General features: G+C 69.5%; 21 protein-coding genes. 14 read left to right on the top strand and 7 right to left on the bottom strand.

From position 1 onward, the window contains the following. Nucleotides 1–49: 49 nt before the first annotated feature. A complete protein-coding gene (locus ACQP1N_RS00845) occupies nucleotides 50–1621 on the top strand; it encodes a protein kinase domain-containing protein (RefSeq protein ID WP_433228561.1) in 1572 nt (523 codons plus the stop codon). Between the two features lie 266 nt (nucleotides 1622–1887). On the opposite strand, the gene ACQP1N_RS00840 is transcribed toward ACQP1N_RS00845, so the two are convergent. Continuing rightward, a complete protein-coding gene (locus ACQP1N_RS00840; RefSeq protein WP_433228559.1) occupies nucleotides 1888–2280 on the bottom strand; it encodes an ATP-binding protein in 393 nt (130 codons plus the stop codon). A gap of 204 nt (nucleotides 2281–2484) precedes the next feature. Between ACQP1N_RS00840 and ACQP1N_RS00835 the strand changes: the two genes are divergently transcribed. The 6 genes from ACQP1N_RS00835 (at nucleotide 2485) to ACQP1N_RS00810 (ending at nucleotide 5789) form a co-directional block, all read left to right on the top strand. Next, a complete protein-coding gene (locus ACQP1N_RS00835) occupies nucleotides 2485–3216 on the top strand; it encodes a helix-turn-helix domain-containing protein (RefSeq protein WP_433228558.1) in 732 nt (243 codons plus the stop codon). Next, a complete protein-coding gene (locus ACQP1N_RS00830) occupies nucleotides 3207–3395 on the top strand; it encodes a DUF397 domain-containing protein (protein ID WP_433228557.1) in 189 nt (62 codons plus the stop codon). Before ACQP1N_RS00835 ends, ACQP1N_RS00830 begins: the two co-directional genes overlap by 10 nt. A 395-nt stretch (nucleotides 3396–3790) precedes the next feature. Continuing rightward, a complete protein-coding gene (locus tag ACQP1N_RS00825; RefSeq protein WP_433228555.1) occupies nucleotides 3791–4060 on the top strand; it encodes a hypothetical protein in 270 nt (89 codons plus the stop codon). Further along, nucleotides 4053–4658 carry a DUF6879 family protein gene (locus ACQP1N_RS00820; RefSeq protein WP_433228554.1) on the top strand — a complete coding sequence of 202 codons (606 nt, stop codon included), beginning with the start codon at nucleotides 4053–4055 and terminating at the stop codon, nucleotides 4656–4658. The genes ACQP1N_RS00825 and ACQP1N_RS00820 overlap by 8 nt, the downstream gene beginning before the upstream one ends. A 14-nt stretch (nucleotides 4659–4672) precedes the next feature. Next, a complete protein-coding gene (locus tag ACQP1N_RS00815; RefSeq protein ID WP_433228553.1) occupies nucleotides 4673–5377 on the top strand; it encodes a DUF6082 family protein in 705 nt (234 codons plus the stop codon). A gap of 313 nt (nucleotides 5378–5690) precedes the next feature. Then, nucleotides 5691–5789, top strand: a complete 99-nt coding sequence (locus tag ACQP1N_RS00810; RefSeq protein ID WP_433228552.1) for a DUF397 domain-containing protein — start codon at nucleotides 5691–5693, stop codon at nucleotides 5787–5789. A 210-nt stretch (nucleotides 5790–5999) separates the two neighbouring features. Here ACQP1N_RS00810 and ACQP1N_RS00805 read toward each other — a convergent pair whose 3' ends face one another. Continuing rightward, a complete protein-coding gene (locus ACQP1N_RS00805; protein WP_433228550.1) occupies nucleotides 6000–6851 on the bottom strand; it encodes a GNAT family N-acetyltransferase in 852 nt (283 codons plus the stop codon). Nucleotides 6852–7187: 336 nt separating this feature from the next. Between ACQP1N_RS00805 and ACQP1N_RS00800 the strand changes: the two genes are divergently transcribed. Together ACQP1N_RS00800 and ACQP1N_RS00795 are read left to right on the top strand one after the other, a co-directional pair. Continuing rightward, nucleotides 7188–7631 carry a hypothetical protein gene (locus tag ACQP1N_RS00800; RefSeq protein ID WP_433228549.1) on the top strand — a complete coding sequence of 148 codons (444 nt, stop codon included), beginning with the start codon at nucleotides 7188–7190 and terminating at the stop codon, nucleotides 7629–7631. A 368-nt stretch (nucleotides 7632–7999) separates the two neighbouring features. Beyond that, a complete protein-coding gene (locus ACQP1N_RS00795) occupies nucleotides 8000–10219 on the top strand; it encodes a hypothetical protein (protein ID WP_433228548.1) in 2220 nt (739 codons plus the stop codon). A 156-nt stretch (nucleotides 10220–10375) separates the two neighbouring features. Here ACQP1N_RS00795 and ACQP1N_RS00790 read toward each other — a convergent pair whose 3' ends face one another. The 3 genes from ACQP1N_RS00790 to ACQP1N_RS00780 form a co-directional block, all read right to left on the bottom strand. Then, the gene (locus ACQP1N_RS00790) at nucleotides 10376–11995 is read right to left on the bottom strand and encodes a hypothetical protein (protein ID WP_433228546.1); all 1620 of its coding nucleotides are present in this window, start codon (nucleotides 11993–11995) and stop codon (nucleotides 10376–10378) included. A 505-nt stretch (nucleotides 11996–12500) separates the two neighbouring features. Next, nucleotides 12501–13901 carry an MFS transporter gene (locus ACQP1N_RS00785; RefSeq protein WP_433228545.1) on the bottom strand — a complete coding sequence of 467 codons (1401 nt, stop codon included), beginning with the start codon at nucleotides 13899–13901 and terminating at the stop codon, nucleotides 12501–12503. Continuing rightward, nucleotides 13898–14065, bottom strand: a complete 168-nt coding sequence (locus ACQP1N_RS00780) for a hypothetical protein (protein ID WP_433228543.1) — start codon at nucleotides 14063–14065, stop codon at nucleotides 13898–13900. Before ACQP1N_RS00780 ends, ACQP1N_RS00785 begins: the two co-directional genes overlap by 4 nt. Nucleotides 14066–14330: 265 nt before the next feature. Between ACQP1N_RS00780 and ACQP1N_RS00775 the strand changes: the two genes are divergently transcribed. The 5 genes from ACQP1N_RS00775 (at nucleotide 14331) to ACQP1N_RS00755 (ending at nucleotide 19072) form a co-directional block, all read left to right on the top strand. Next, the gene (locus ACQP1N_RS00775) at nucleotides 14331–15158 is read left to right on the top strand and encodes a TauD/TfdA dioxygenase family protein (RefSeq protein WP_433228542.1); all 828 of its coding nucleotides are present in this window, start codon (nucleotides 14331–14333) and stop codon (nucleotides 15156–15158) included. 133 nt (nucleotides 15159–15291) lie between these two features. Further along, complete coding sequence (locus ACQP1N_RS00770) at nucleotides 15292–16143, top strand: VOC family protein (protein WP_433228541.1); 852 nt, start codon at nucleotides 15292–15294, stop codon at nucleotides 16141–16143. After that, complete coding sequence (locus ACQP1N_RS00765; protein ID WP_433228540.1) at nucleotides 16144–17409, top strand: CaiB/BaiF CoA transferase family protein; 1266 nt, start codon at nucleotides 16144–16146, stop codon at nucleotides 17407–17409. A 262-nt stretch (nucleotides 17410–17671) separates the two neighbouring features. Next, on the top strand, nucleotides 17672–18439 hold the full coding sequence (locus ACQP1N_RS00760; RefSeq protein ID WP_433228539.1) for an SDR family NAD(P)-dependent oxidoreductase: 768 nt from the start codon (nucleotides 17672–17674) through the stop codon (nucleotides 18437–18439). Between the two features lie 72 nt (nucleotides 18440–18511). Further along, nucleotides 18512–19072 (top strand): cysteine hydrolase family protein, encoded by a 561-nt coding sequence (locus ACQP1N_RS00755; RefSeq protein ID WP_067794605.1) that lies wholly within the window; start codon nucleotides 18512–18514, stop codon nucleotides 19070–19072. Nucleotides 19073–19202: 130 nt separating this feature from the next. Here ACQP1N_RS00755 and ACQP1N_RS00750 read toward each other — a convergent pair whose 3' ends face one another. Further along, on the bottom strand, nucleotides 19203–20336 hold the full coding sequence (locus ACQP1N_RS00750) for an ABC transporter ATP-binding protein (protein ID WP_433228538.1): 1134 nt from the start codon (nucleotides 20334–20336) through the stop codon (nucleotides 19203–19205). Beyond that, nucleotides 20333–22075, bottom strand: a complete 1743-nt coding sequence (locus tag ACQP1N_RS00745) for an ABC transporter permease (protein WP_433228536.1) — start codon at nucleotides 22073–22075, stop codon at nucleotides 20333–20335. Before ACQP1N_RS00745 ends, ACQP1N_RS00750 begins: the two co-directional genes overlap by 4 nt. Between the last annotated feature and the right edge of the window lie 17 nt (nucleotides 22076–22092).

The raw sequence follows: 22092 nt of genomic DNA, 5'->3' as shown, positions 1-22092 counted from the left end.
TCGCGACACTTGTCCACGGCGAATCACGGCGAATGCATACGGAGCAGGAATGCCGGTCAGGACCATTGCCGACCGCTATGAACTGACCGAGGAGATCGGCTCTGGAGGGATGGGCACGATCTGGCGCGGCTACGACTCGGTGCTGGACCGTGAGGTCGCCGTCAAGGCCATCCGCCCCGACATGCTGCTGTCTCCGGAGCACATCGCCGACCTGGCCGAACGGTTCCGCCGCGAGGCGCGCGTCACCGCCCGCATCCAGCACCATGGCGTCCCCCAGGTGTACGACGCGGTCCTGGCCGCCGACTCCGCGGATCGCCTCTACCTGGTGATGCAGTACATCGAGGGCAGGAACCTGCGCTCCTACATCGACCCGGCCGACCCGCCGCCGATCGCCTGGGCCGCCGCGATCGGCGCGCAGATCGCCACCGTCCTGTCCCACGCGCACGCGATCCCGGTCGTCCACCGGGACCTGAAACCCGACAACGTCCTGGTGACCGATGACGGCACCGTCAAGGTCCTCGATTTCGGCATCGCCGCGATCCTCCGCCGCGGCATCACCAGGATCACCGTCACGGGCAGCCCGATGGGCACCAGCCGCTACATGTCGCCCGAGCAGGTCAACGCCGCCCAGGTGACCCCGCAGAGCGACCTGTACGCGCTGGGCTGCGTCCTGCACGAACTGCTGTCGGGGACGCCCGTCTTCAACGGCGGCAGCCAGTACGAACTCTGGAAGCAGCACATCACCGCCGATCCCGAGCCGCTGCGCGGGCTGCGTCCGGACGTACCGCCGGAGCTTGAGGAACTGGTCCTGGACCTGCTGGCCAAGAAGCCCGAACAGCGACCGGCCGACGCCTACGCCGTCTACGAGCGCCTGCTCCCGTTCCTGCCGCCCCCCGGCTCGCCGGTGCTCGCCACGAGCCGGCGGCTCGGCGAGATGCCCGACCCGACGCTCCTGTACCGGCAGCCGAACGCCCCCCGCCGCCGCACGCGCCGGCAACCTCCCGTCCCGGCCCCGGCGACCGTGCCACATGCACCGACCGCGCCGCCGACCCGGCTCCGGGACGCCATCGACGACGCCCTCAAGCTCTCCACCGAACTCCTCGGCGCCGACCGATTCGCCCAGGCCGCCGACGTCGTTAAAGCGGTCATCGGCCCGGCCGCCAGGATGCTGGGTTCCGAAAGCCCGGACCTGCTCAAGCTCCGCTTCCATCGCGCGCTGATCCTCTTCCTCGGTGGAGACTCGCGCACGGCCCTCCCGGAGTTCGACGCCCTGGCCAACGCCTATGCCCGCACCGCCGGGCCGTCGAGCGTCCGCGTGCTGGAATCCCGCCGCTACGCCGCCCACTGCCGCGCCAACCTCGGCCAGAACACCGTCGCACTCGACCAGTTCCGGCGCCTCCTCTACGACGTCGCCACCGCCGACAGCCACGCCAGCGAACTCGCCCTCGACATCAGGTACAGCATCGGCATGCTCCTGCTGTCCGCCGGTGACAAGGCCGCCGCAGAGAACGTGTTCGAGTCCCTCTACCAGGACCACCTTGTCATCAACGGCCCCAGCGACGAACGCACCCGCGAAATCGCCGGCCTCCTCACCCGCATCCGTCTCCCCCCGTCTCCATAACCCGCCGCAGGCGCACGGGAAGTGCTCCCGTCCGGCGAGCCGTGAACCTCCACGCGGAGGAGCGGTCACGGGCGTCTACTCGCGACATCCGATGGTTGGGGAGCCCAAGAACCTGCCGAAATGGCCTGCACGGAAGACGGGCGACCCAGCAGGCCCAGAACCCAGGGTGATGAATTCCGATGCGGCACGAACCTCGGCAGGGGGCATAGGTCCGGCTGGTAAGGCGCGGAGGGACGGCCCCCTCCCACCGCCCCTCCGCGCGGTCTTCACGGGTTCAGAACCGCGAAGACGACCTTGCCGGCGTTCCCGGCCAGCGGCCGGACGCCCCAGCACAGGGCGAGCCGGTCCACGATGAACAGGCCCCGACCGGCCTCACTGCTCGCGTCCGCCTCCTGCATGTACGGCAGAGCGCAGGCGGCGTCCTGGACCTCCAGCCACAGCCCTCCGTCCTCGGTGCGGTCCAGCCGCAAGGTCACATCGTCATCCGACGCAGACGCATACCGCAGCGCGTTGGTGACCAGTTCACTCGCCACCAGGCACGGCACGAAGTCGTCCATGCCCCACCGGCCGGTGACCAGCCGCACGAACTCCCGCACCTCCGCGACAACTCTGAGGTCCTGCTTCACCACCATCTCGTTCTCCGCCGCCGCCTGGCCCATGACCTCTCCTCACCGTGTGTGGCGTACATCTCACATTGAGCCACTATCCCGGCTAGGATTGGCTTGCCCCATCAGCTTGGCGGATCTTGGCAAGGCAGCAGCCTGGCTGGTAAATGTCAATGAGAGGTAAGAGCTATGCCTCCACGTCGTCAGCGGCCCCGAGAGTCCCCCGCTCTCGTCGCATTCGGTCGCCAACTACGCCGGATGCGGGAGGCGAAGGGCGCCAAGCAGGAGACCATCGCGCACCTGACGAACCTGAGCGGTGCACAGGTCAGCCGGATCGAGGCAGGAAAGAGACGCGCAAGTCGATCATTCGTGGAGACCGTGGACGACTACCTGGAGGCGGGCGGCGCGCTCATCAGCCTGTGGGAGGACCTGAACAAGGACGGTCATCCGGTACCGATTTGGTTCGATTGGCCGCAGATCGAAGGCGATGCAGTCGAACTCACCTGCTATCAGCTCTGCGTGATAGCAGGTCTCGCCCAAACACCGGCGTACGCCAAGGCGCTCCTCAAGGACAACGAGGAGTCCGTAGCGGCCCGGCTGGAACGACAGAAGATCCTCGACCAGGAGAACGGTCCAATGGTGACCCTCTTGGTCGACGAGCAAGCGCTGTACAGGCCGGTCGGTACCGCTGAGACGATGAGGGAGCAGCTTGAGCACCTGATCGCGCTCAGCGAGCGCCCCAACGTGACGGTCCAGGTCGTTATCGGAAGCGGCGAACATCCAGGAAACGGCAGCAGCTTCATCTTGGCTACGATGGCCGATATGAGCCAGATAGCCTACATAGAGACGGCTATACGAGGACTCACGACAGATGACCCCGCAGACCTTGCAGAACTCGCACGCGTCCTAGTCGATCTCCGGAACAGAGCACTTCCGGGAGACATGTCGCGAGACTTCATCAGGAAGGTGGCCGAAGAACGATGGACCTGAAGAACGCCAAGTGGCGCAAGGCCGGACGAAGCCTGAGCAACGGCGGCGAGTGCGTTGAGCTGGCGGACGTGGCCGGTGCGGTGGCGGTGCGGGACAGCAAGGACCCGGACGGTCCCGTCCTCCTGCTGACCCGCGCAGCCCTGCGCACCGCCGTCCAGTCCGCCACCGACACGCACTGACCCCCGGCACCGACCACCCCACCGACCCCCGACCCGCCGAGCAGCGGCGAGTCGTCCCGTCCCCCCGGCCCGGACGACCCGCCGCAGAACAACACCCTTCCGCGTCCATCTCCGTCTGACCCGCAGCCGACTCCTCGCTCACTGTTTCATCGCGACCAAGGTCAAAGCGCCGGCGCCCGGCAGGCAACGTGTCGCCGTACGAACACGATGGTTGCACCATCTCGCCGACGACCGGGGTCCCCTCCCCGGCGTCCGCTGAGCCGTTCCGGTCTTCCGCGCCCGGCAGAGTCAGGTCACCGCATGCACTACGGACACTCCCTCCGGATAGCCTTGCCTGCATACGCTCGCGTTGGGAAAGTTCTCTACAACACCCTCAATCAAGAGTGGAGAGTCCCATGACAAGGCCATGGGAAGCCGATCACGGCGCAGGGTTCCAGAGAAGACTCGGCAAGACCGCCGCCGAGGTGGGAGACAGCCGCACTTCCACCGACTGCCCAGAGATCTGGGAAATGGACAATGGCGACATTGCCGTCATCGGTCGAGACGCTACGAGCGCCTACACCGACCGTCTTCCCCCCGGTGTCAGCATCGGCCCGGACGAACGTCTCGTGATCATCTCCGGACGTCTGCTCTCTGCCGCCAAGCCGGATATCCGCGATGCTTGAGAAGATCCGGGACATCCCGGGAGACCGGCTCGACCACACGGCCTACCACGCCCACTTCGGCCGTGAGACGGCGGACCTGCGCGGAGTGGTGTGGAAACTCGAACGGTCCCAGGTGTTCCGTGAGCCACGCGACCCCAGCTGGCAGGCGTTCATGGCCGGCGACTGGCAGGGCGCCCTCGACCTCCTGGAAAAGGACCGGGAAGCCACCCGCAGCGAAGCCGTCAACAACGCCGCCCAAGGCCTGGAGATCCGGCGCGTCCGCGTGGTCGAATTCCCCATCACCCCCTACGTCCAATGGGAACTGCACGCCCTCAGACTTCTCGCCGACGAAGGCTTCGGACTGACCGTCCTCACCGCCGAACAGGTCGCCTCGCTGGAAACCCGCGCCCGGCTGCCCGAGGTGCTCGTCGTGGGCGACCTCGTCCTCTACGAGGTCCAGTACGAACCCGACTGGACGCCCTGCGGAGCCCGCCGCATCACCGCACCCGACGTGATCCACGCGGCCGCATCCGAAATCAAAGCCCTGTACGAAAGCGGAGAACCCTTCTTGGACTTCTTCCACCGCGAAATCGCGCCGCTACCGGCCCCGGCCGTGTGAGTTACCGTCCGTAGATGCCCCCGACCCGCCCCGGCCGCGGCACGGTGAGGACACTCGGCCTCACCTTCGGCATCCTGGCCGTCATCGGCCTCATCGGCGCGTCCCCCTGGGCACTGCGCGCCTTCAACGGGCCGACCCCTCGCTGGGAACGGCTCAGCTTCATCGGCCAGACCTACGGCGCCGCGTCCGCGCTCCTGGCCGTCCTCGCCCTGCTCGGCATAGCCGCCGCCCTCGGCCTCCAAGCCCATGACACCAAGATCGCCCGCGAGGAGGCCCGCCGCTCCGCCATAGCCGACCTGCTCAAAATGGCCATGGACGACCCCGACCTGGACGAGGCATGGGGTCCCGTCCCCGAAGGCGAACCCCGCAAAGCCCGGCGGCAGCTCATGTACATCAACATGATCATCTCCGAATGGCAGATGTCCTTCGAGACCAGAGCCCTCACCGATAAACGCCTGCGTGCCATCTCCCGGGAAATGTTCAGCGGACACCCCGGCCGCGCCTACTGGCGGCAGGCCCGCGAACTCCGCCTCACCACCTACGAGAACAAACGCACGCGCCGCTTTCACCAGATCCTCGACGAGGAATACCGCCGCGCGCCCGAACCCTCCGCACCGGACCGCCGCCATCCCCGACTCCGCATGCCCCTGCTCCTCACCGGCGCCGCCGCCACGGCCGCCGCGATCGCCGTCCTCACCCGCGCCCTTCGCCGCCGCTGACCCCCGGTCGGCCTGGTCCCACCGGTGACCGCGCGCCGGTGATTCCCTACTTCGCGCACTCGGCTCACCCAGCGGTGCGCTGGAACTGTCCGCCAAAGCTGGACGCACTGTCCAACACCCACGTCCGCGCCGCCCAAGGGTTGCTTTTCAGCGAGTGCGCGGGCTGGTCAGGGCTCAGACGGCCGGGTCCACGTCGGCCTTCGCGAGAACCTCGCGATTCTCCCGATAGAGCGCATCGAAGGCGGACGGCTCCGCATCGTCGATCTCTCCATCGAACGTCAGCGGTCCATCCCCGACCGCATCACCCGAGGCGGTGGCGGGGCGGGACAGCAAGGACCCGGACGGCCCCGTCCTCCTGCTGACCCGCACGGCCCCGCGCACCGCCGTCCAGTCCGCCGCCGCCACGCACTGACCCCCAAGCACCACCCACCCCGGCGCCCCCGATCCACCAAGTAGCGGCGAGTCGTCCCGTCCCCCCGGACCCGGCGACCCGCCGCACCCCACCTCCCCACACTCCTTCGTTGACTCGCGGCGTGTTGTTGTTATGGCAGGGCGGATAACAACAACACGCCGCAAGTCAACGCGTCCGGGGGCGGGGGGCGGCGGCGCGGCTGTTCGAGCACTACACCTGGCAGACGTATCCGTGTGTCTCCAGCCCCTCGGAGACGTAGAGTCCTTCGGCGGCGCTGCCCCGAGACGCCTGGAATACCTTGACCTCGGCGCCACGGGCATGCCCCCAGGCCATCGACGCCCGCCAGAGGCTCCGGCCGTGACCACGGCCCCGGTACGCCGGGTGGACGGCGAAGTAGGCGGGCTGCTGGATCGCGCGGCCGTCCGGCCCCGCGACGATCGTGAGTGGACCGACCGCTCCGACGATCCGATCGTCGGAGACCGTGACGAGCGTCGGGCCGTCCTCGTGCCCGGCCTTCATCCGCCGGTAGAGGAACTGGAAGCCTTCTGGCCCGATCTCGTCGGCGAACGCGCCGAAGGTGTCGGCGGCCGGGCAGTCCGTGAGGGGCTGGACGCTGCGCGCCGGTCGCTCGTCGTCGGCGGAGAAGCGTTTGACCATCACCCTGCCGCGTGCCCCGTCCGGACGGTCGGAGAACCAGATCACCCTGCTGCCGGCCCCGGCGCCGTGGGACTTCGCCAACCGCTCGCCCAAGCGCACCAGCGCGGGAAGGTCGGGCTCGGAGGCGCTGTAGTAGTAGACCTTCGCCAGGCCGCCGCCGCGCGTGCTCAGCGCGGGGACGATCGTCTCCGCGGCCGTGTGGACGATGTCGCCGGCGAGGACCCGTTCGTCCTTGGTGGCCGTCCACCGGCGGTCCTTGTCGAAGGGCAGGAACCGGCCGGTGTCCGCAACGTCGAGAACGGCGTCGAACAGGTCGGCGCCGACGGTCTCCGGGGGCATCGGGCCGAGCGTCGGAACATACGGGACGCGCAACACGGGCTCAAGCCAGTCACAGCGGAATCCCATGTCCCGAAGGTTAGCGAGCGCCCCACACGGCGAATCCCCGGATCGCCGAAACGGTCCGGGGCCTCTTCAGGGGCGGGCATCGTCCCGGTCGAACCGCGGGCTTCCGCCAACCCGGCAGGATGCAAAGCTCGACGTACGAGTGAGCCCCCGAGCGGTGCCCCTGCGTGCCCACGGCCAGCCCGCCGCCTCCGACGTAGGGCCGCATCTAAGACGGCCGGGAACACGGTATTCACTCCACCGACACCGAGTACCACGTCAGCCTTGTGGGGTCTACCTAACGAAAACATGAAGTGCTATGTTAGTGACTCCGAATAGATGGACAACCAGACGAGGTAGATGATGAGCCCGAAAGACGAGCAGGAGTTCATCCAGGTGGCAGTACCCGCTCAGCACGTCATGGCCGTCTATCGGCTGCTCGCTGAGCTTGAGCAGGAGCCCGACGCCGAGCTCGCTGGAACGAACGATGCTCCTGCGGCATGGGACGCCGACAAGCTGGCCAGGCTGGCCAGCACTGAACTGAACACCACCAAAACGGTCACCCGCATTCTCGACGTCCTCTGCCAGGAGCCCGGCAGGCAGTACGACATGCAAGATCTGGTGAAGGCCCTGTCGATGGAGTACCACAGCCTGCGCGGGAACCTGGCGGCATTCACCCGCCACCTGAACACGCACTACGACAGCGACACATGGCCGATGCACGTCGCCGAGTCGAGCGGTGGCGCGATGCTCTACAGCCTTGATGACGCAACGGCTGCCCTCTGGAGATCGGTCCGCGGCTGACCGGCCGCCCGCACGCTCAGCCACGGTGATGCGCCGTCCACGCTGGGCTCGTTCCTGCGCTGTCTGCGGTGGGGGAACGTCCGCCAGCTGGAGAAGGCCGGGCGGGAGGTGCTGGTACGGCTGGCCGCGCCGGTCATCACGGCGACCCGGCTGCGCGGGGGACCGCATCCTCGGGGCGCGGCGCCGATGCCCTGGTGGCCGAGGCCGTCGGCATCGCGGCCATGTGCTGCTGTTGGCGGGTCCGTTCCAGGGCTCTCGATTTGCGCGAATGGCAGTTGGTGAGCGCGGGGTGGGCACGAACTGTAATGGATCATGGTGGAACCTGATCGGCGGCATCGTCAGCGCGCTCGATCCTCCTGCTCTGCCGTGTGATCCTTGGGTTCACGAATGTGCCGTCCGGCTCGGGCCTCGGCGGCGGTCTGGACGGGGCGGGGATGGGCGGAAGACGCGAGGCCGACCGGATCTCGAAAAGGTACGGCCTCAACAATCTCAGGCGTTTTGCGGTCTCCCGGCTCTTGATCGGTGTCGGGCTGCTGATGATCTGGCCCTACGCCTTCGGCCTCATGGTGGAGGAAGTCGCGGCCACCAGGCACGCCGCGAGAGGCGAGGGGGTTCCGGGCACGTTCACCGCACAAGCAAAGGAGTGCAGCCGAGGCGGATGTTCCTGGTACGGCGCATTCACGACCGACGGCCCCTTTCAGTTGACCGGCAGGACAGTTCAGCTGAGGGGGAAGGGCGACCATTCCGTTTACGCCGGGGAGGAGATCCCCGCCCTCGACGTCGGTTCAGGGATGTTCGTCCAGATGAAGGGCGGGTCGCCGGATTGGGGGCAGCCGTTCGGCACCGTGGTCCTCGCCGCTTTTACCGGAAGCCTCGGGGTGGGGTTGAACGCCGCGGTGCTGTGGGGCGTTCACCGGACACGGCCTTCTCGCGCGGCGCGCAGACGGCAGGCGGGGGAACGCGGGCGCCCCGCGCTGCGCGACCTCGCCGGCCGAGACAGGTGGGGCTGGTCGGCGCGGCCCGGCTCCTCCACGATCAGGGTGAAGATGGCCAGGTCCAGGGGGCGGACCCTGGCCGGGACGGTCTTCCTGCTCTCACTGGTGGCGTCGCTGCTGCTGTTCGGCCTGATCTGGGTCGGGTTCAACAAGGAGGTCACCCGGGCCGAGCTGGTCGCGGGCTTGTGGGCGCCGCTCTTCGCGGTCGTCCTCGTGGGCGTCGCGGTCCAGACGCTCAGGCTGGTGCTGGTACGGCCCCGGATGTGGGTGACCGGCGATGAGATCGTCATCTGGGACGGGCTGCTGCTGTGGAAGGTGCTGCGGATCCCGCGCACCGCAGTCGCGGCGATCCACTACGGCGACGAGCCGGGGCGGTGCCAGGTCAAGGGGGGCGTGGCCCAATTGACGCCGTTCCGGGAGGAACTCAACCTCGCCCTGCGGATGCGGGACGACTTTTCTCTTCCCGCGCGTCGGCTGCGGTGGGGGAACTGGTTCTGGGTCATGTTGACCCTGAAGGATCTGGATCCGCAGACGGGCATGCCTCAGCGGGGGCGCCCGGTCCGCCGGTTGTGCCTTCGGGTGAAGGAGCCGCGCAGGGTGGCCGCCGACCTCGACCGCTGGCTGGCGGAGGACGAGACGCTCCCGCCGCCGGAGCCGGTCGACCACGCCCATTACGGCACGGTCCGCACACATCGTGGCGCCGGCGGTGCGCGCGTCAAGATCAGGGGGCGGCTTCCTCAGCCGGTGCTGGCCGAGTTCGTGAACGAGGGCCCCGGGACGCTGCGGGCCTGGTTTCGACGTGCCGAGTTCGGCCGGGGGACCCCCGTCGTGGTGTGCGGTCCCGGAGCCCCGCCCGCCACGACCGTCCTGGACGACCGGCTTGTATCCGACAAGGCGCTCACGAAGAGGTTCCTGTACGTCGAGTCCGAAGGTCGGTGGACCGTCACGATCAGCGGGCCGGAACGCGCACGCGGGTTCACCGGCTCGGCCACGGGCAGCGGACCCGAAGTGCTCGCCTACCGGGGGCCGGCTGGAATCGCCGTCGTGACATGCCCCGGTGGGCAACCCCACCGGGTCCACCTGCACGGGCCGAACCTGGCCGCGCTCCACGGCTGCGATCCGGTCGCGTCCACCGCCGTGCTCAGCCCGCCGGCGGGGGACGAGCCCCCGCCGAGCCGGAGCACGTTCGCCGTTCCGGCGCGGGCGGTACTCCAGGTGAGAACCGCCGGGGCGGACTGGCGGATCGGCGTGACGCCCCTGGAACAGGCCGACGTGGACGCCCTGGCCCAAGCCGGAGACCAGGACGCCGTCACCCTGCCGCCCACCGGCCACGTCCGGCCGTTCGAGCACTCCATGGCGGGTGACCGAACCGCAGTAGTGCGCTACCTGGGCCCACCGGGACCTGTGCTGTTCCGCAGCGGCGACGCCTTCGGCCTCCTGCACCTCGACGCCACTTTGACCCCTGTTCGGACACTCGCCCTCCCGGGCGGCGACACGGAAATCCGGCTCCGCTCCCGCGCACTCCTCCAGGTCACCGGAGGCCACGGCACCTGGTCCCTGGAGGAGACCCACATCCTCCACCCGCCTCACTGACAAAGCAGGCCCGGACCACTCCCGCTTGAGCGCCCAGGTCGCCGCCCCGGGCAGTGGACGGCGAGGGGGACGTCGAGGGCGGCCGGTCACCACGCGGACGTACGGCGGTCATGCCGGTACCCCGGACGGCGGCTCCGTCCGGGGTACCGGGGTGGATCAGCGGACGTCCACGTAGTCGCCGGTGCCGGTGGCGGAGAGGTAGGCGGCGCTGCCCGGGTAGACGGCGCGCCAGGTGCCGTCCAGCCTGGCGGTGAAGGATGTGCGGAACACCCCGTCGGAGGCGCTGCGGGCGGACCCGGCCAGCGCCCACGACGACGTCCCCGCCCGCCGGAAGTAGATCTTCACCGTGGCGCCCGACCCCGGCTTCCAGCCGCCCACGTACCGGCTCAGCTTGCCCTGCACCGTCAGCGCCCGCCCCTTGCGAACCGGCTCCGGGGCGGCGTTGAACGAGGTGATGGCCGTCCGGTACCGCGCGTCGACGAAGTCGGCCCCGCTCACCGCCGGGCGGTAGGCGGACGACCCCGCGTAGCGCACCCGCCAGTACCCGTCGCTCGTGGCGGGCGCCCCCACCGAGAACGCCCCGGTCGAACTGGTCGTCCCCCGGCCCGCACGCGTCCACCCGGACGTGCCGTTCGCGGAGAACTCGACGTCCACGGTGGCGCCCTTCACGGCCGCATCTCTCGCCAGCAGCCGCCCTGACGTCGTGACCGTCCCATCGAGCGCGACGGGCTCCGGCCCGGCGTTCGCCCCGCTGAACGCGGTGACGGCCCGCGCGGTCCCGACCTCCAGCGGCTGCCGGATCTCGCTCCGCACGAACAGGCCGGTCGAGTTGGGCACGTACTGGACGAGCAGCTCACCCGGGGACGCCGTGAACGAGAACGCGAACGCACCACCGTCGCCGAGCTTCTCGACCTTCCCGAGATACCTGGAGCTGCCGCCGTCGAACGGCCTGATCCAAGCCTCCACGGACTCACCCGTCCCCAGGAACACCGGCCCGCCGGTCCCCGCGCGCACCAACTCCCCCCGGACGGTGACCGTGCTGCCAGCCGGAACGGGGTTGGCGACGCCGACCCGCGCCGAGATCGCCGTGGCGGTCTGCCGGACCGTGACCGGGGTCGTCCCCCAGCCGTGGCACACCACGCCCTTCGCGTCGTTGGAGAGCTGGGGCCGTACCTCGGCATCGCCCCGCACGGTGAACCGCCCGTCGGCACCGGTCTCGGTGGCCCCCGGGGTCCCCAGGAGCTTCACGGGCAGCCCGCCCGCCGGCTGCAAGGGGGCGGCCTTGGACGTCCGGTAGGAGATGCCGCCGGACGCCGTCACCGTCCGGTGGTCGGCGTCGATCACCGCCGGCGTCGCGGTGACACCGGAGTAGACCGGCGTGTAACACGCCTGGAAGACGTTGCCGCTCTGCGCGAGCAGGCCGCCGTTCGCGTCATCCACGTTGACGACGGCCCAGTGCTCTCCCGGGTGCTCCTCAACGGAGATCGGCAGGCTCCCCTGCCAGGTGCCGTCCTGCGCGGTCCCGCTGATCAGCCGGAGGTCTCCCACCGCCGCCCAGCTCCCGCCGAACCGCGAATCGGTGAACCACGCCTGCACTCGTCCCACGCCCTCGCCCCGGACGTTCACCGTGACGGTCACCGGATGCGCGGGGTCGTCCCGATCCATCGCGGCGTGCACATACACATAGGGCGCCGCGGACGCGGCGGGCGCGGCGATCACGACAGCGGGCACCGCCAGGACGGCGGCGGAAACCAGGGTGAGAAAACGTCGCTGCACAGAGTCCTCCAGGGCTGCTCACCCTGGAGGACGTCCCGGCCCACCCCCGCGGATCACCTTGGAACGATCACAACTTGATCTCCAGGCCCCTCGGGCGGGCCGGGGCGACCGGGGCTCGCGCCAGGTGACGCCCGCGGCCGCATCGGACGGACGTGTCAGTTCAGATACCCTAGGGGGTATATTGGTGGAAGTGGAACCTCCCACCCAGCGGTCAGGGCCAACCGGCCCGCGACCCGACCCGAAGGAGAAAGCCCATGTGCCAGCGCGCCGTTTGCCGAAAGTGCCAAGGCGCCACCTACCGGGGCTGCGGCCAGCACGTCGAGCAGGTGCTCGCCGGAGTCCCCCGGTCCCAGCGCTGCACCTGCGGACAGAAGGAAGAGGCCGCCGGAAGCGTCTGGACGCGCCTGTTCCGCCGGGGCTGACCTCCGCCGCCTACCGGCTCATCGTCTTCGCCGAACTGACCGGAACCCGCCCGTTGCGGCCGGCCGGCTTCTGAGCCGACAGGTCACGGCCCGGACCGCAGCGTGCGCGGCAGCCTGCGGTCGAGGACGGTCAGGACGAGGACGAGGGCGGTCACCGCGATGAGCACGTCACCGATGCGGTGCAGCCCCGCGTCGTCCGGGCCGTCCCGGAACACCAGGCCGACAAGGCTGCCGGAGGCGATCGCACCCACATAACCGGAGGTCCTCAGCAGCCCCGCGGCGATACCGGTCTCCTGCGGGCCGGCCTGGGCGAAGACGGCGGCCTGGTTGCCGACGGTCGCGAGGCCGATCGCCACTCCCACCAGGGTCGTCAGGGCGACGACCAGGGCCAGCGGCGTGCCGCCGCCGGTGAACCTGATGGCCACCCCGACGGCGAGGGCCAGGGCGGCGCTCGCCGTGAGCGGCGCCTTGACCAGGCCGCGTTTCGAGACGGGACGGGTGACGAGGGCGCCGGCCGCGCTCATCGGCACGATGAGCATCCCCGCCAGCGTCGCCGGCAGGCCGCGGTCTTCCTGGAGCCACTGGGTGAGCCCGTACATCACGCAGTACGCGACGAGCATCGTTCCGGCGGTCCTCACGTAGGTGAGGGTGAGGCTTGCGTTGTCGAGGAGTGAGCGCACGTCGATGAAGGGATGCCGGGCCTTCGGCTCCCACCAGAGGAGCCCCGCGCCCAGCCCCGCTGAGGCGGCCGCGAATGGCCAGCGTGCGAGGTGCGGGTCGGCGAGGAAGGCGACCAGGAGGCAGAGCATGCCGCCGAAGAGCACCATGCCGGGGACGTCGAGGTCGGCGACGATTCGGCGCACGCCCCGGGCTGGTACGGGCCCGTCCGCGGGCGACCATCTCCAGGCCATGGCGAACACGGCCAGCGCCAGGGGGATGTTGATCCAGAACGTGGACCGCCAGCCGGCGAGGCTGACCAGGAGCCCGCCGAGCGGGAGCCCGAGCAGGACCGTCACCTGACTGGCGATCACGAGCGCGCCGAGTGTGCTCCCGGCCGGTGCGCCACTGGCGTCGGCGCGGCGGCGGATCATGAGCATCGCCGTCGGGAAGGCGGCCGAGGTGCCGACTCCGAGCAGGACGCGTGCGGCCAGGAGGGTCGTCAGGTTCGCGGCGAGGGCGCCCACCGCGCCGCCGGCCGCCACGAGCAGTGTGCCCGCCAGGAACAGGCGGCGCGGGCCGAGCAGTTCGGCGAACCGTCCCATGGCGGGTTGCGCCACCGCGCTGGCGACGTACAGGACGGTCACCAGGAGCGCCACCCGGCCGACCGAGGAGTCCATGGCCACCGCGATCGGAACGAGCGCGGTGGCGACGATCGAGCTGTTGACGGGGTTGAGGGTGGCGCCCAGGATCAGCGGGGTCGAGAACCGCCGGCCGAACGGGGGCCCGGGGCTCTCGGTGACGCGGGCCACCGGATGCGAGGTCATGGCCGCCGGGTCCCGGGCGCCGGGTCGCGGCGATCCCCGGCGGCGTGCTCGCGTCCGCGGACGGGGTCCGCCGAGGTCCGGACCGGCGGGTCGCGCTCCAGTACGGCGATCGTCTCGATGACCGGCCTGGCGGGGGCGAGAGGGGACGGCGTATAGATGTTCATTGTAAGCAGGTTACCAACTAAACAGGCAAGCTAAACAGGTTGCCTGTTTAGTTGCGATACGGCACTTCGAGGGAGACGGAAGGCTCCCGAAGCGCCCCCTCCGATTCACTCCCCTCTTGCCAAGGATCCTGAACATGCTTAATGTGATCAGCATAAGGGTGTTCAGGGCTCCTGAACATCAGATGGCCTGATCCCGGTCGCCGGCGACTCTCGCCGTGGTGCGGAAGCAAGCCGACGTTGCCCGCTACTCGAGAAAGGCACCAGCATGAGGGCAGTCCCACTCACCGACAGCATCGGCGTCGAGCTCCAGGACCTCGACATGTCCAAGCCCTTCGGCCCCGACGAGGTCGGGGTCCTGCGAGAGGCGTTCGACACCGGGGGCGTCGTGCTGGTCCGAGGCCAGAAGCTCGCCGACGAGGACCAGGACCGGTTCGTCACCACGCTCGGCGAGCTGCACACCTTCCGGTGGGGCACGACCGTCGAGTACCTCTCCAACGTCATCGAGGACAACCCGAGCCTGGCCGGCAGCCGCCGCCTGCTCTTCCACAACGACGGCGCCTACCGCGAAGACGTCGCGGCCGGTACCTGCCTCTACGCCCAGGACGTCTCGCCCACGTCCCCGCCCACCGCCTTCGCGAACAGCGTGCGCGCCTACGAGAACCTGCCGGAAGAGATCAAGGTCAAGATCGAGGGCCTGCACGCCTACAACATGTTCGACCTCAACGACGCGGACGCCGAGCAGAAGCGGATGCGGCTGTCCGACTACCCCGAGGGCGCCGACCTCTCCAGCGTCCAGGCCGCCGAGCACCCGGTCGCGATCACCGTGCCGCACTCCGGGAGGAAGGCGCTGTTCGTCAACGAGTTCAACACCAGCCACATCGTTGAGTACGGCCCGGATTCCGAGGAGGGGGAGGAGCTCCTCCAGACCCTTTTCGCCGCCCTCTACGACGACGCCAACGTCTACACCCACCACTACGAGAACGACGATCTCGTCCTGTTCAACAACCGCGCGGTCCAGCACGCTCGAACGGGTCAGGTCGACCACAACCCGCGCACCCTGCGCCGGCTCGTCCTGAAGACCTTGAACTGGTGAGCCGTCCGGCGGGCCCGCCAAGCCTGGATCGAGGGGGTCCTCGAACGCGAGTTCACCGTGGCGCAACGGGAGATCCTCGCCCAGGCGGTGCCCCTGCCCGTGCCGCGTCGCCCCTCGAACACATGGAGTCAACATGCTTCTGTCGCGTCTGGGCTACATCACCCTCACCGTCGCCGATCTCGCCCCCGCGGTCGACCTGTTCGAGACGTGCGGCCAGTTGCAGCTCAACGGGAGAACGCACGACCGTGCCTTCCTCGGCGGCGCCGGCGAACACCACTGGATCGAGCTTCGCCAGGATCCCTCCCGGCCACCGGGCCTCGCGAAGATGGCGTTCGAGCTCGATCCCGGCGCCGCGTTCGAGGACGTCGAGAAGGCCCTCGCCGGGGTGGGAGTCGGCTACGAGCGCTCCCGCAACCTCCGGGAGGACTTCGTCCAGGAGGCCCTCCGGTTCACCGACATGGACGGCACCGAGGTCGAGGTGTTCAGGGGGATGGCGCGCATCGCGGGCGGTGCCCAGCCGAAGTGGGCGCGGCTCGAACGCCTCGTGCACGTCGCGGTGTCCGCGTCCGACTTCGACGCCTCGCTGGCCTTCTACACCGAAGTACTCGGGCTGGGCGTCTCCGACTTCATCGAGGACACCACCGCCTTCCTGCACGCGTCCGACGGCGCCCATCACTCCCTGGTGCTCCAGCGCCGTCCCGGCGCGCCCCGCTCGGTCGACCACGTCTGCTTCCAGACCGAGACCTTCGACGACGTCATGCGTGCCAGGGCGGTGGTCCGCCGCGCGGGTCTGGAACTGCGCGACGACCTCATCCGCCACGAGACCTCCGGGTCCATCGGCTTCTACTTCGAAGGACTTCCGGAAGGGCTGGGCATCGAGTTCTGCTTCGAGCACGGGACCGTCGACCCGGCCACCCACCGCCCGAGGACGTTCGTCCGGAGCCTGCAGGCCAAGGACGTCTACGAACCGCCGGCAGGGTTCTGAGTGGACGGCGAACGCGAGGCCGCGCCCGCCGCCGCACCGGCCGAGGCGGCCTGCGAGAACGCGCGGGGGCCGCTGCACGGTGTCCGCGTGCTGGATCTGACCGGCACCATGTCCGGGCCCTTCTGCACGCTCCTGCTCGCCCAGCTCGGCGCCCGGATCGACAAGATCGAACCCCCCACCGGTGACGTCGTGCGGCACCTCACCCCCGGCAGGACCCCCGCCATGTCGCCGATCTTCCTCGCGCTCAACGCGGGGAAGCGGTCCATCGTCCTCGACCTCGCGAGGGAGCCCGACCGCGAGCTCCTCATGAGTTCGCTGCCCGAATACGACGTGGTCGTCCACAACATGCGCCCGCGGGCGGCGGCGCGGCTCGGGCTCACGGCGGAGAAACTCGCCGCGGCCGGGTCCGAAGCCCTGCTGTGCGAGCTGGTGGGATTCGGGCCAGGCCCCTACGAGGACCGGCCCGCCTACGATGACACGATCCAGGCCGAGTCCGGCATGGCATGGGTGCAGGGCAACGGCGGGGAACCCGCCTACGTCCGCACAGCGGTGGCCGACAAGACCGCGGGCATGTACGCGGCGCTCGCGATCTGCGCGGAGCTGGCGTCCCGGGCGGCCGGCGGGCCGCGGCGCTCGGTCAGGATCCCCATGTTCGAGACCATGGTGGCCTTCACGGCCGTCGAGCAGATGGGCGGTCTCACCTACGAGCCCGCCAACGGCCCCGCTCTCTATCCGAGGACCGCGTCGCCGCACCGCAAGCCCTTTCCCACCCGTGACGGCCACGTCAGCCTGATGCTCTACACCGACCGGCACTGGGCGGCCTTCCTGAGCCGGATCGGCCGGTACGACCTCGTCGACGAGCCCGCGTTCGCCACGCTCGCCGGGCGTACGGCGAACATCGACGAGGTCTACGCACTCGTGGCCGCCGAACTGCTCCAGAGGACCACGGCGGAGTGGCTCGACATCCTTGAGGAGATAGACGTCCCTCACGCGCGCGTCCGCTCGCTGCCTGATCTGCTCACCGACCGCCACCTCGCCGCCGCCGCGCTGTTCCACGAGGTGGAGCACCCGACCGAAGGGACGGTCCGGTCCGTGCGCGCCCCCTTCCTGTTCGACGGCCGGCGACCCGCGGACCTGGCCCCGGCGCGAGCGCTCGGCCAGGACTCCGCCGGCTTCAGGCGGGCCGGGCGGGGACGGACCGCGACGCAGCGGACGTCGCCGCCGACCGAAGCGTCCCTCGGCTCCACCCCGCCCGATGAAGGGTGATCGGAGTGCCGCCCTCCCCGTTCGGCCGGCGCCGCCGCCGGACGGGGAACCTCCGCATCCGTTGCGGCAGGGCACAGATCACGCTTCGACCGAGGGCTGCGAATCCTGGCTCGGATGTATTGCTCGTCACACCACGGGGTTGTACTGTCTATCGCATGAACAGTCCTAACATAGGCATATTTACCCGCTTTTAGCGGGGGTGCCCCGGCAGAAGGGAAGCACGATGACGTCAACCCGACCCCACGACCCCTCGGAGGAGCAATTGAGCTCGCGGAACGGCGCCGGCCGCCTGGACGGTCGAGTCGCGATCGTCTCCGGAGGCGCGGGCGGGATCGGCCAAGGCGTGGCCGGGCTCTTCGTGGCGGAAGGCGCCTCCGTCATGGTGTGCGACCTGCCCGAGTCCGAGGGCAAGGCCTTCGCCCAGTCCCTGGGGCCCGCCGCCGGGTACACGGCGCTCGATGTACGCGACCCCCGGCAGTGGCGGAACGCCGTCGAGGCGTGCACCGCTCAGTTCGGCGCCGAACCCGACATCCTCGTCCAGACGGCGGGGATCATGGTTTTCGGTCCCATCGACACGGGCGACCCCGAGCAGTTCCGGACCGCTTTCGAGGTCAATGTCATGGGAACCCTGAACGGCATCCAGGCGGTCGCACCCGGCATGCGGCGGGGAGGCCGGGGCGCCATCGTGGTGGTCACGTCCATGGCGGGTGTGACCTTCGCCTGCAAGGCCATGGGCCCCTACGCCGCCAGCAAGGCCGCGGCGTCCTCGCTGGTGCGAACGGCGGCCCTCGACTTCGCCGGCACCGGCATCCGGGTGAACTCCATCGTGCCGGGCCAGATCGACACGCCCATGTCGCGAGCGGCCGGCGTGACGGCCGAGTTCTTCGAGCAGATGCCCATTCCCCGCATCGGGCAGCCGCGCGACATCGCGAACGCGGCCCTGTATCTCTCCTCGGACGAGAGCTCCTGGGTGACCGGCACGGATCTGCTCGTCGACGGCGGCATGGAGGCCGGGCCCGTCCTGGGGTGAGCACCGCTCCCGCCGCACGGTCGTGACGAACCCGCCGCAGACATCGCCCCCCGACAACATGAGGAAGCACACATGAGTGACCAGGCTCTGCTCGTCATGGACTTTCAACCCGCCGTCCTCCAGGCCGTCGGAGGTGATGAGAGCCCTGCCCTCGCGGCGGCCGTCTCAGCCGTCGAGGCCGCCCGCCGGGCGCAGGTTCCCGTCATCTTCGTCCGGGTCGCCTTCCGCTCGGGCTACCCGGAGGTGAACCCCTCCAACAAGGGCCTGTCTCCCCTTTCCGGGTACGGCGACCTCTTCGTCGAGACCGAACCGACCACCCAGGTGCACTCGGCCCTCGGCGGCGACGCCGGGGACATCATCGTGACCAAGCGTCGCATCAGCGCGTTCGCCGGCACCGACCTCGGCTCGATCCTCACCGGGCTCGGCGTCTCCCGCCTCGTTCTCGCCGGCGTCGTCACCAGCGGTGTCGTGCTGTCGACCGTCCGCCACGCCGGCGACGCCGACTTCGAGATCACCGTTCTGTCCGACGCGTGCGCCGACACCGACGACGAGGTCCACCAGGTCCTCATGGAAAAGGTCTTCCCCGGCCAGGCCGATGTCGTATCGACCAAGGAGTGGGCCGCCTCCCTCTGACCACGAACCGCAGCGGCGGGGCCCGGCCTCTTCGGCCGGGCCCTTCACATGCCGTCCGCCGAGTCGGCGAGGATCGAACCCCCGCACCCCGTGCGTGGGCCCTTCGAGTGCCGCGCGGGTCGAACCGGCTTCAGATGCGGAACGCGAGGAGTTTCGAGCCGGGCACCGAAACGTAAGCCTCACTGCCCGCCGCGGGGAGGTCGCGCCCCACACTCCACACGCGCTGCTTCAACGGCCCCACGGACAGATCGGCCTCGGTGTGCGTACCGACGAACACCGAGGCGGCCACTGAGGCGAGCCAGGTGTTGGGAGAATCCGCCGGTGCCTCAGGCGCCACCGTGGCGCTTTCCGGACGCCAGATCAGCACCAGCTCGTCACCGACCGCCAGAGCGCGATCCCGATCGGTCGCCGACACCTTCCCGAGAGGCGTGTCCGCGATCACCTGCCCGTCGCCGTCCACCGACAGGACGGTGCCGGGGATCTTGTTCGCGGTGCCGATGAACGTCGCGACCTCCAGGGAGGCCGGCCGCGTGTACACGTCCCGAGGCGAGCCGAGCTGCCGGATCCTGCCACCGCCGAGGACCGCGATCCGGTCGGCCATCGCCATGGCCTCGCCCTGGTCGTGCGTCACGTACACGGCCGCGAATCCGATCTCCCGCTGCATCTCCAGCAGCTCGAACCGCAGTTCGTCCCGGACCCTCGCGTCGACGTTCGACAACGGCTCGTCGAAGAGGACGAGTTCGTCGTTGGTGACCAGGGCCCTGGCCAAGGCGACGCGTTGCTGCTGCCCCCCGCTTATCTGGGACGGGTAGGAGTTCCTGAGATCCCCGATGCCGATCCGCTCGAGAGCACGCGCCACCCGCCTGGGTATGTCATGCCTGGCGACCTTGCGGTGGCGCAGCGGGAACGCGATGTTGTCGTAGACGGTCATGTGCGGCCACAGCGCGTACGACTGGAAGACCATGCTGAGGTTCCGTCGTTCCGGTGGGACGAAGACCCGCGATCGGCCCGAGAAGTAGGTCCTGCCGCGCATCCGGATCTCCCCGCCATCGGGCTCTTCGAGACCCGCGAGGCAGCGCAGCAGCGTCGTCTTGCCGCAACCGCTGGGCCCGAGCAGGACGACGAACTCCCCCTGGGCGATCTTCAGCGACACCCCGTCCATCGCGGGCACGGTCTGACCGTCTCGACGTGTGAACGACTTGTGCAGGTCCTCGATCTCCACCAGGGGGTCCGGGGAAGGCCGCGCGGGGGTCACCTTGCTCACTTGTTCCTCGCTGTCCTGACTCGGCGTTCGGAGCGGCCGGAGAGCCGCCTGCCCAGGCCGGTTCCGATCAGGACGCACAAGGTCGTGATCAGGACGAGCATCAGGGCCATGGCGGCGAGATCGGCGAACTCTCCCTTGTTGTAGGTGTCGAGGAGCTGGAATCCGACGACGGGTTGCCGGCTGGAGGCGAGCATCGAGGCGACCTCCATGTCGCCGGTGATGTTGACGAAGACCAGCGTCCAGCCGGCGACGAGTCCGGGAGCCATGAGCGGAAGCTGGACGCGGCCGAAGATCCGGCCGTCTCCGGCGCCCGACACCGACGCCGCCTCGACCATGTCGTCGCTCACCTGGGCCGCCGCGGCGTCGGAGACGATCGACGCCTGGGGGATGGACGTGGCCATGTAGGCGACGACGAACAGGACGAACGTGCCCTGCAACTCGAAGGGTGGCCCCGAGTACGCCAGGATCATGCCGACGATCACGATGAAGCCCGAAACCACGATCGGCAGCCGGATGGCCGCCTCCAGCAGGCGTGTGACCACACCGCCGTCGCGGCGGACGTGCACCGCCATCAGCGCGGCGAACATGATGATGCCCGTGCCGGCCACGGCACCCAGCAGCAGGCTGTTGCCGAAGGCCGAGACGGTCAGTTCGTCCTCCGAGACCCGCCGGAAGGAGTCGAATCCGAGGTCGCCCCAATGGATGTTCGGGGTCCAGAATCCGTTGAGCGCGGTGATGAGCAGGCCCAGCACCGGCAGGATGCCGGAGACGACGAGGAAGCCGGCGATGAAGGCGCGGGCCGGCCATCGCAGCCGTCCGAGGCGCACCGTGCTCGCGTGCGCCCCGCGACCACCGACCTGGACGAACATCCCGCTCTTCATGATGCGCACCTGGAGAGCCCAGGCGCCTCCGACGATCACCAGGATGAACAGGCTCAACGAGACGGCCAGGTCGGTCCGCGGCGGATAGGTGAAGTTGATGAGGCGAACGATCCGGACCGTCAGGACGTCGATGCCGGCCGGTGTGCCGATGATGAGCGGGATGGAGAACATCGCGAACCCGAACCAGACGACGATGACCGATGCCGCGGCGATGCTCGGCTTGAGGCCGGGGAGCGTGATGCGCCAGAACGTGCCGGCGGAGCCTGCGCCGGCGACACGGGCCTGCTCTTCGAGGTCTCCGGGCATGTTGCGCAGTCCGGCGGAGACGAACAGGAAGACGTACGGCACGAGCACGATGAAGTAGCAGAAGATCATGCCGTGGATCGAGAAGATGTTCAGGGGGCCGGTCTCGATCTCGATGCCGGCCAGGCCCAGAAGGTCTCGAAGCCACACGTTCAGCAGGCCCGCACGCGGGGAGAGCAGCAGCGTCCAGCCGATGGCCATGGCGATCGAGGGAAGCAGGAACGGCATCAGTGGAACGACGTCGGTGAGGCCCCGGATCCGGGCGTCGGTTCGCTCGTTGAGCCAGGCCAGCAACGAGCCGATGACGACCGCGCATGCCCCCGCGACAGCGACGATGAGCGTGGAGTCGCGGACCAGCTCGCCGACGCCCGGCGCGGTGAACGCCCGTTCGACCGGATCGACGCTGGGCGCGCCGTCCACCCAGAACAGGCGCCACACGACCCGCACGAAGGGATAGGCGACCACCACCGCGACCACGGTGATGACGGCCAGCGAGGCGATCTTGAACGGGGTGGGCCGGCGCGTCGCGCGCGTTCTCGATGCGGCTGCGTTCATGTGGGGCTCTCTCGGAG

Source organism: Actinomadura formosensis (assembly GCF_050948385.1).
In the GTDB taxonomy this organism is placed as follows: Bacteria; Actinomycetota; Actinomycetes; order Streptosporangiales; family Streptosporangiaceae; genus Spirillospora; species Spirillospora formosensis.
Note: the sequence above shows the minus strand (reverse complement) of the source record. Positions and strands in the feature narration are given on the sequence as shown.

Bases quoted from the DNA above. Each gene is read 5' to 3' on its own strand.
- ACQP1N_RS00845 (WP_433228561.1), top strand. From the start codon at position 50: ATGCCGGTCAGGACCATTGCCGACCGCTATGAACTGACCGAGGAGATC.
- ACQP1N_RS00840 (WP_433228559.1), bottom strand. From the start codon at position 2,280: ATGGGCCAGGCGGCGGCGGAGAACGAGATGGTGGTGAAGCAGGACCTC.
- ACQP1N_RS00835 (WP_433228558.1), top strand. From the start codon at position 2,485: ATGCGGGAGGCGAAGGGCGCCAAGCAGGAGACCATCGCGCACCTGACG.
- ACQP1N_RS00830 (WP_433228557.1), top strand. From the start codon at position 3,207: ATGGACCTGAAGAACGCCAAGTGGCGCAAGGCCGGACGAAGCCTGAGC.
- ACQP1N_RS00825 (WP_433228555.1), top strand. From the start codon at position 3,791: ATGACAAGGCCATGGGAAGCCGATCACGGCGCAGGGTTCCAGAGAAGA.
- ACQP1N_RS00820 (WP_433228554.1), top strand. From the start codon at position 4,053: ATGCTTGAGAAGATCCGGGACATCCCGGGAGACCGGCTCGACCACACG.
- ACQP1N_RS00815 (WP_433228553.1), top strand. From the start codon at position 4,673: ATGCCCCCGACCCGCCCCGGCCGCGGCACGGTGAGGACACTCGGCCTC.
- ACQP1N_RS00805 (WP_433228550.1), bottom strand. From the start codon at position 6,851: ATGGGATTCCGCTGTGACTGGCTTGAGCCCGTGTTGCGCGTCCCGTAT.
- ACQP1N_RS00800 (WP_433228549.1), top strand. From the start codon at position 7,188: ATGATGAGCCCGAAAGACGAGCAGGAGTTCATCCAGGTGGCAGTACCC.
- ACQP1N_RS00785 (WP_433228545.1), bottom strand. From the start codon at position 13,901: ATGACCTCGCATCCGGTGGCCCGCGTCACCGAGAGCCCCGGGCCCCCG.
- ACQP1N_RS00780 (WP_433228543.1), bottom strand. From the start codon at position 14,065: ATGAACATCTATACGCCGTCCCCTCTCGCCCCCGCCAGGCCGGTCATC.
- ACQP1N_RS00775 (WP_433228542.1), top strand. From the start codon at position 14,331: ATGAGGGCAGTCCCACTCACCGACAGCATCGGCGTCGAGCTCCAGGAC.
- ACQP1N_RS00770 (WP_433228541.1), top strand. From the start codon at position 15,292: ATGCTTCTGTCGCGTCTGGGCTACATCACCCTCACCGTCGCCGATCTC.
- ACQP1N_RS00755 (WP_067794605.1), top strand. From the start codon at position 18,512: ATGAGTGACCAGGCTCTGCTCGTCATGGACTTTCAACCCGCCGTCCTC.
- ACQP1N_RS00745 (WP_433228536.1), bottom strand. From the start codon at position 22,075: ATGAACGCAGCCGCATCGAGAACGCGCGCGACGCGCCGGCCCACCCCG.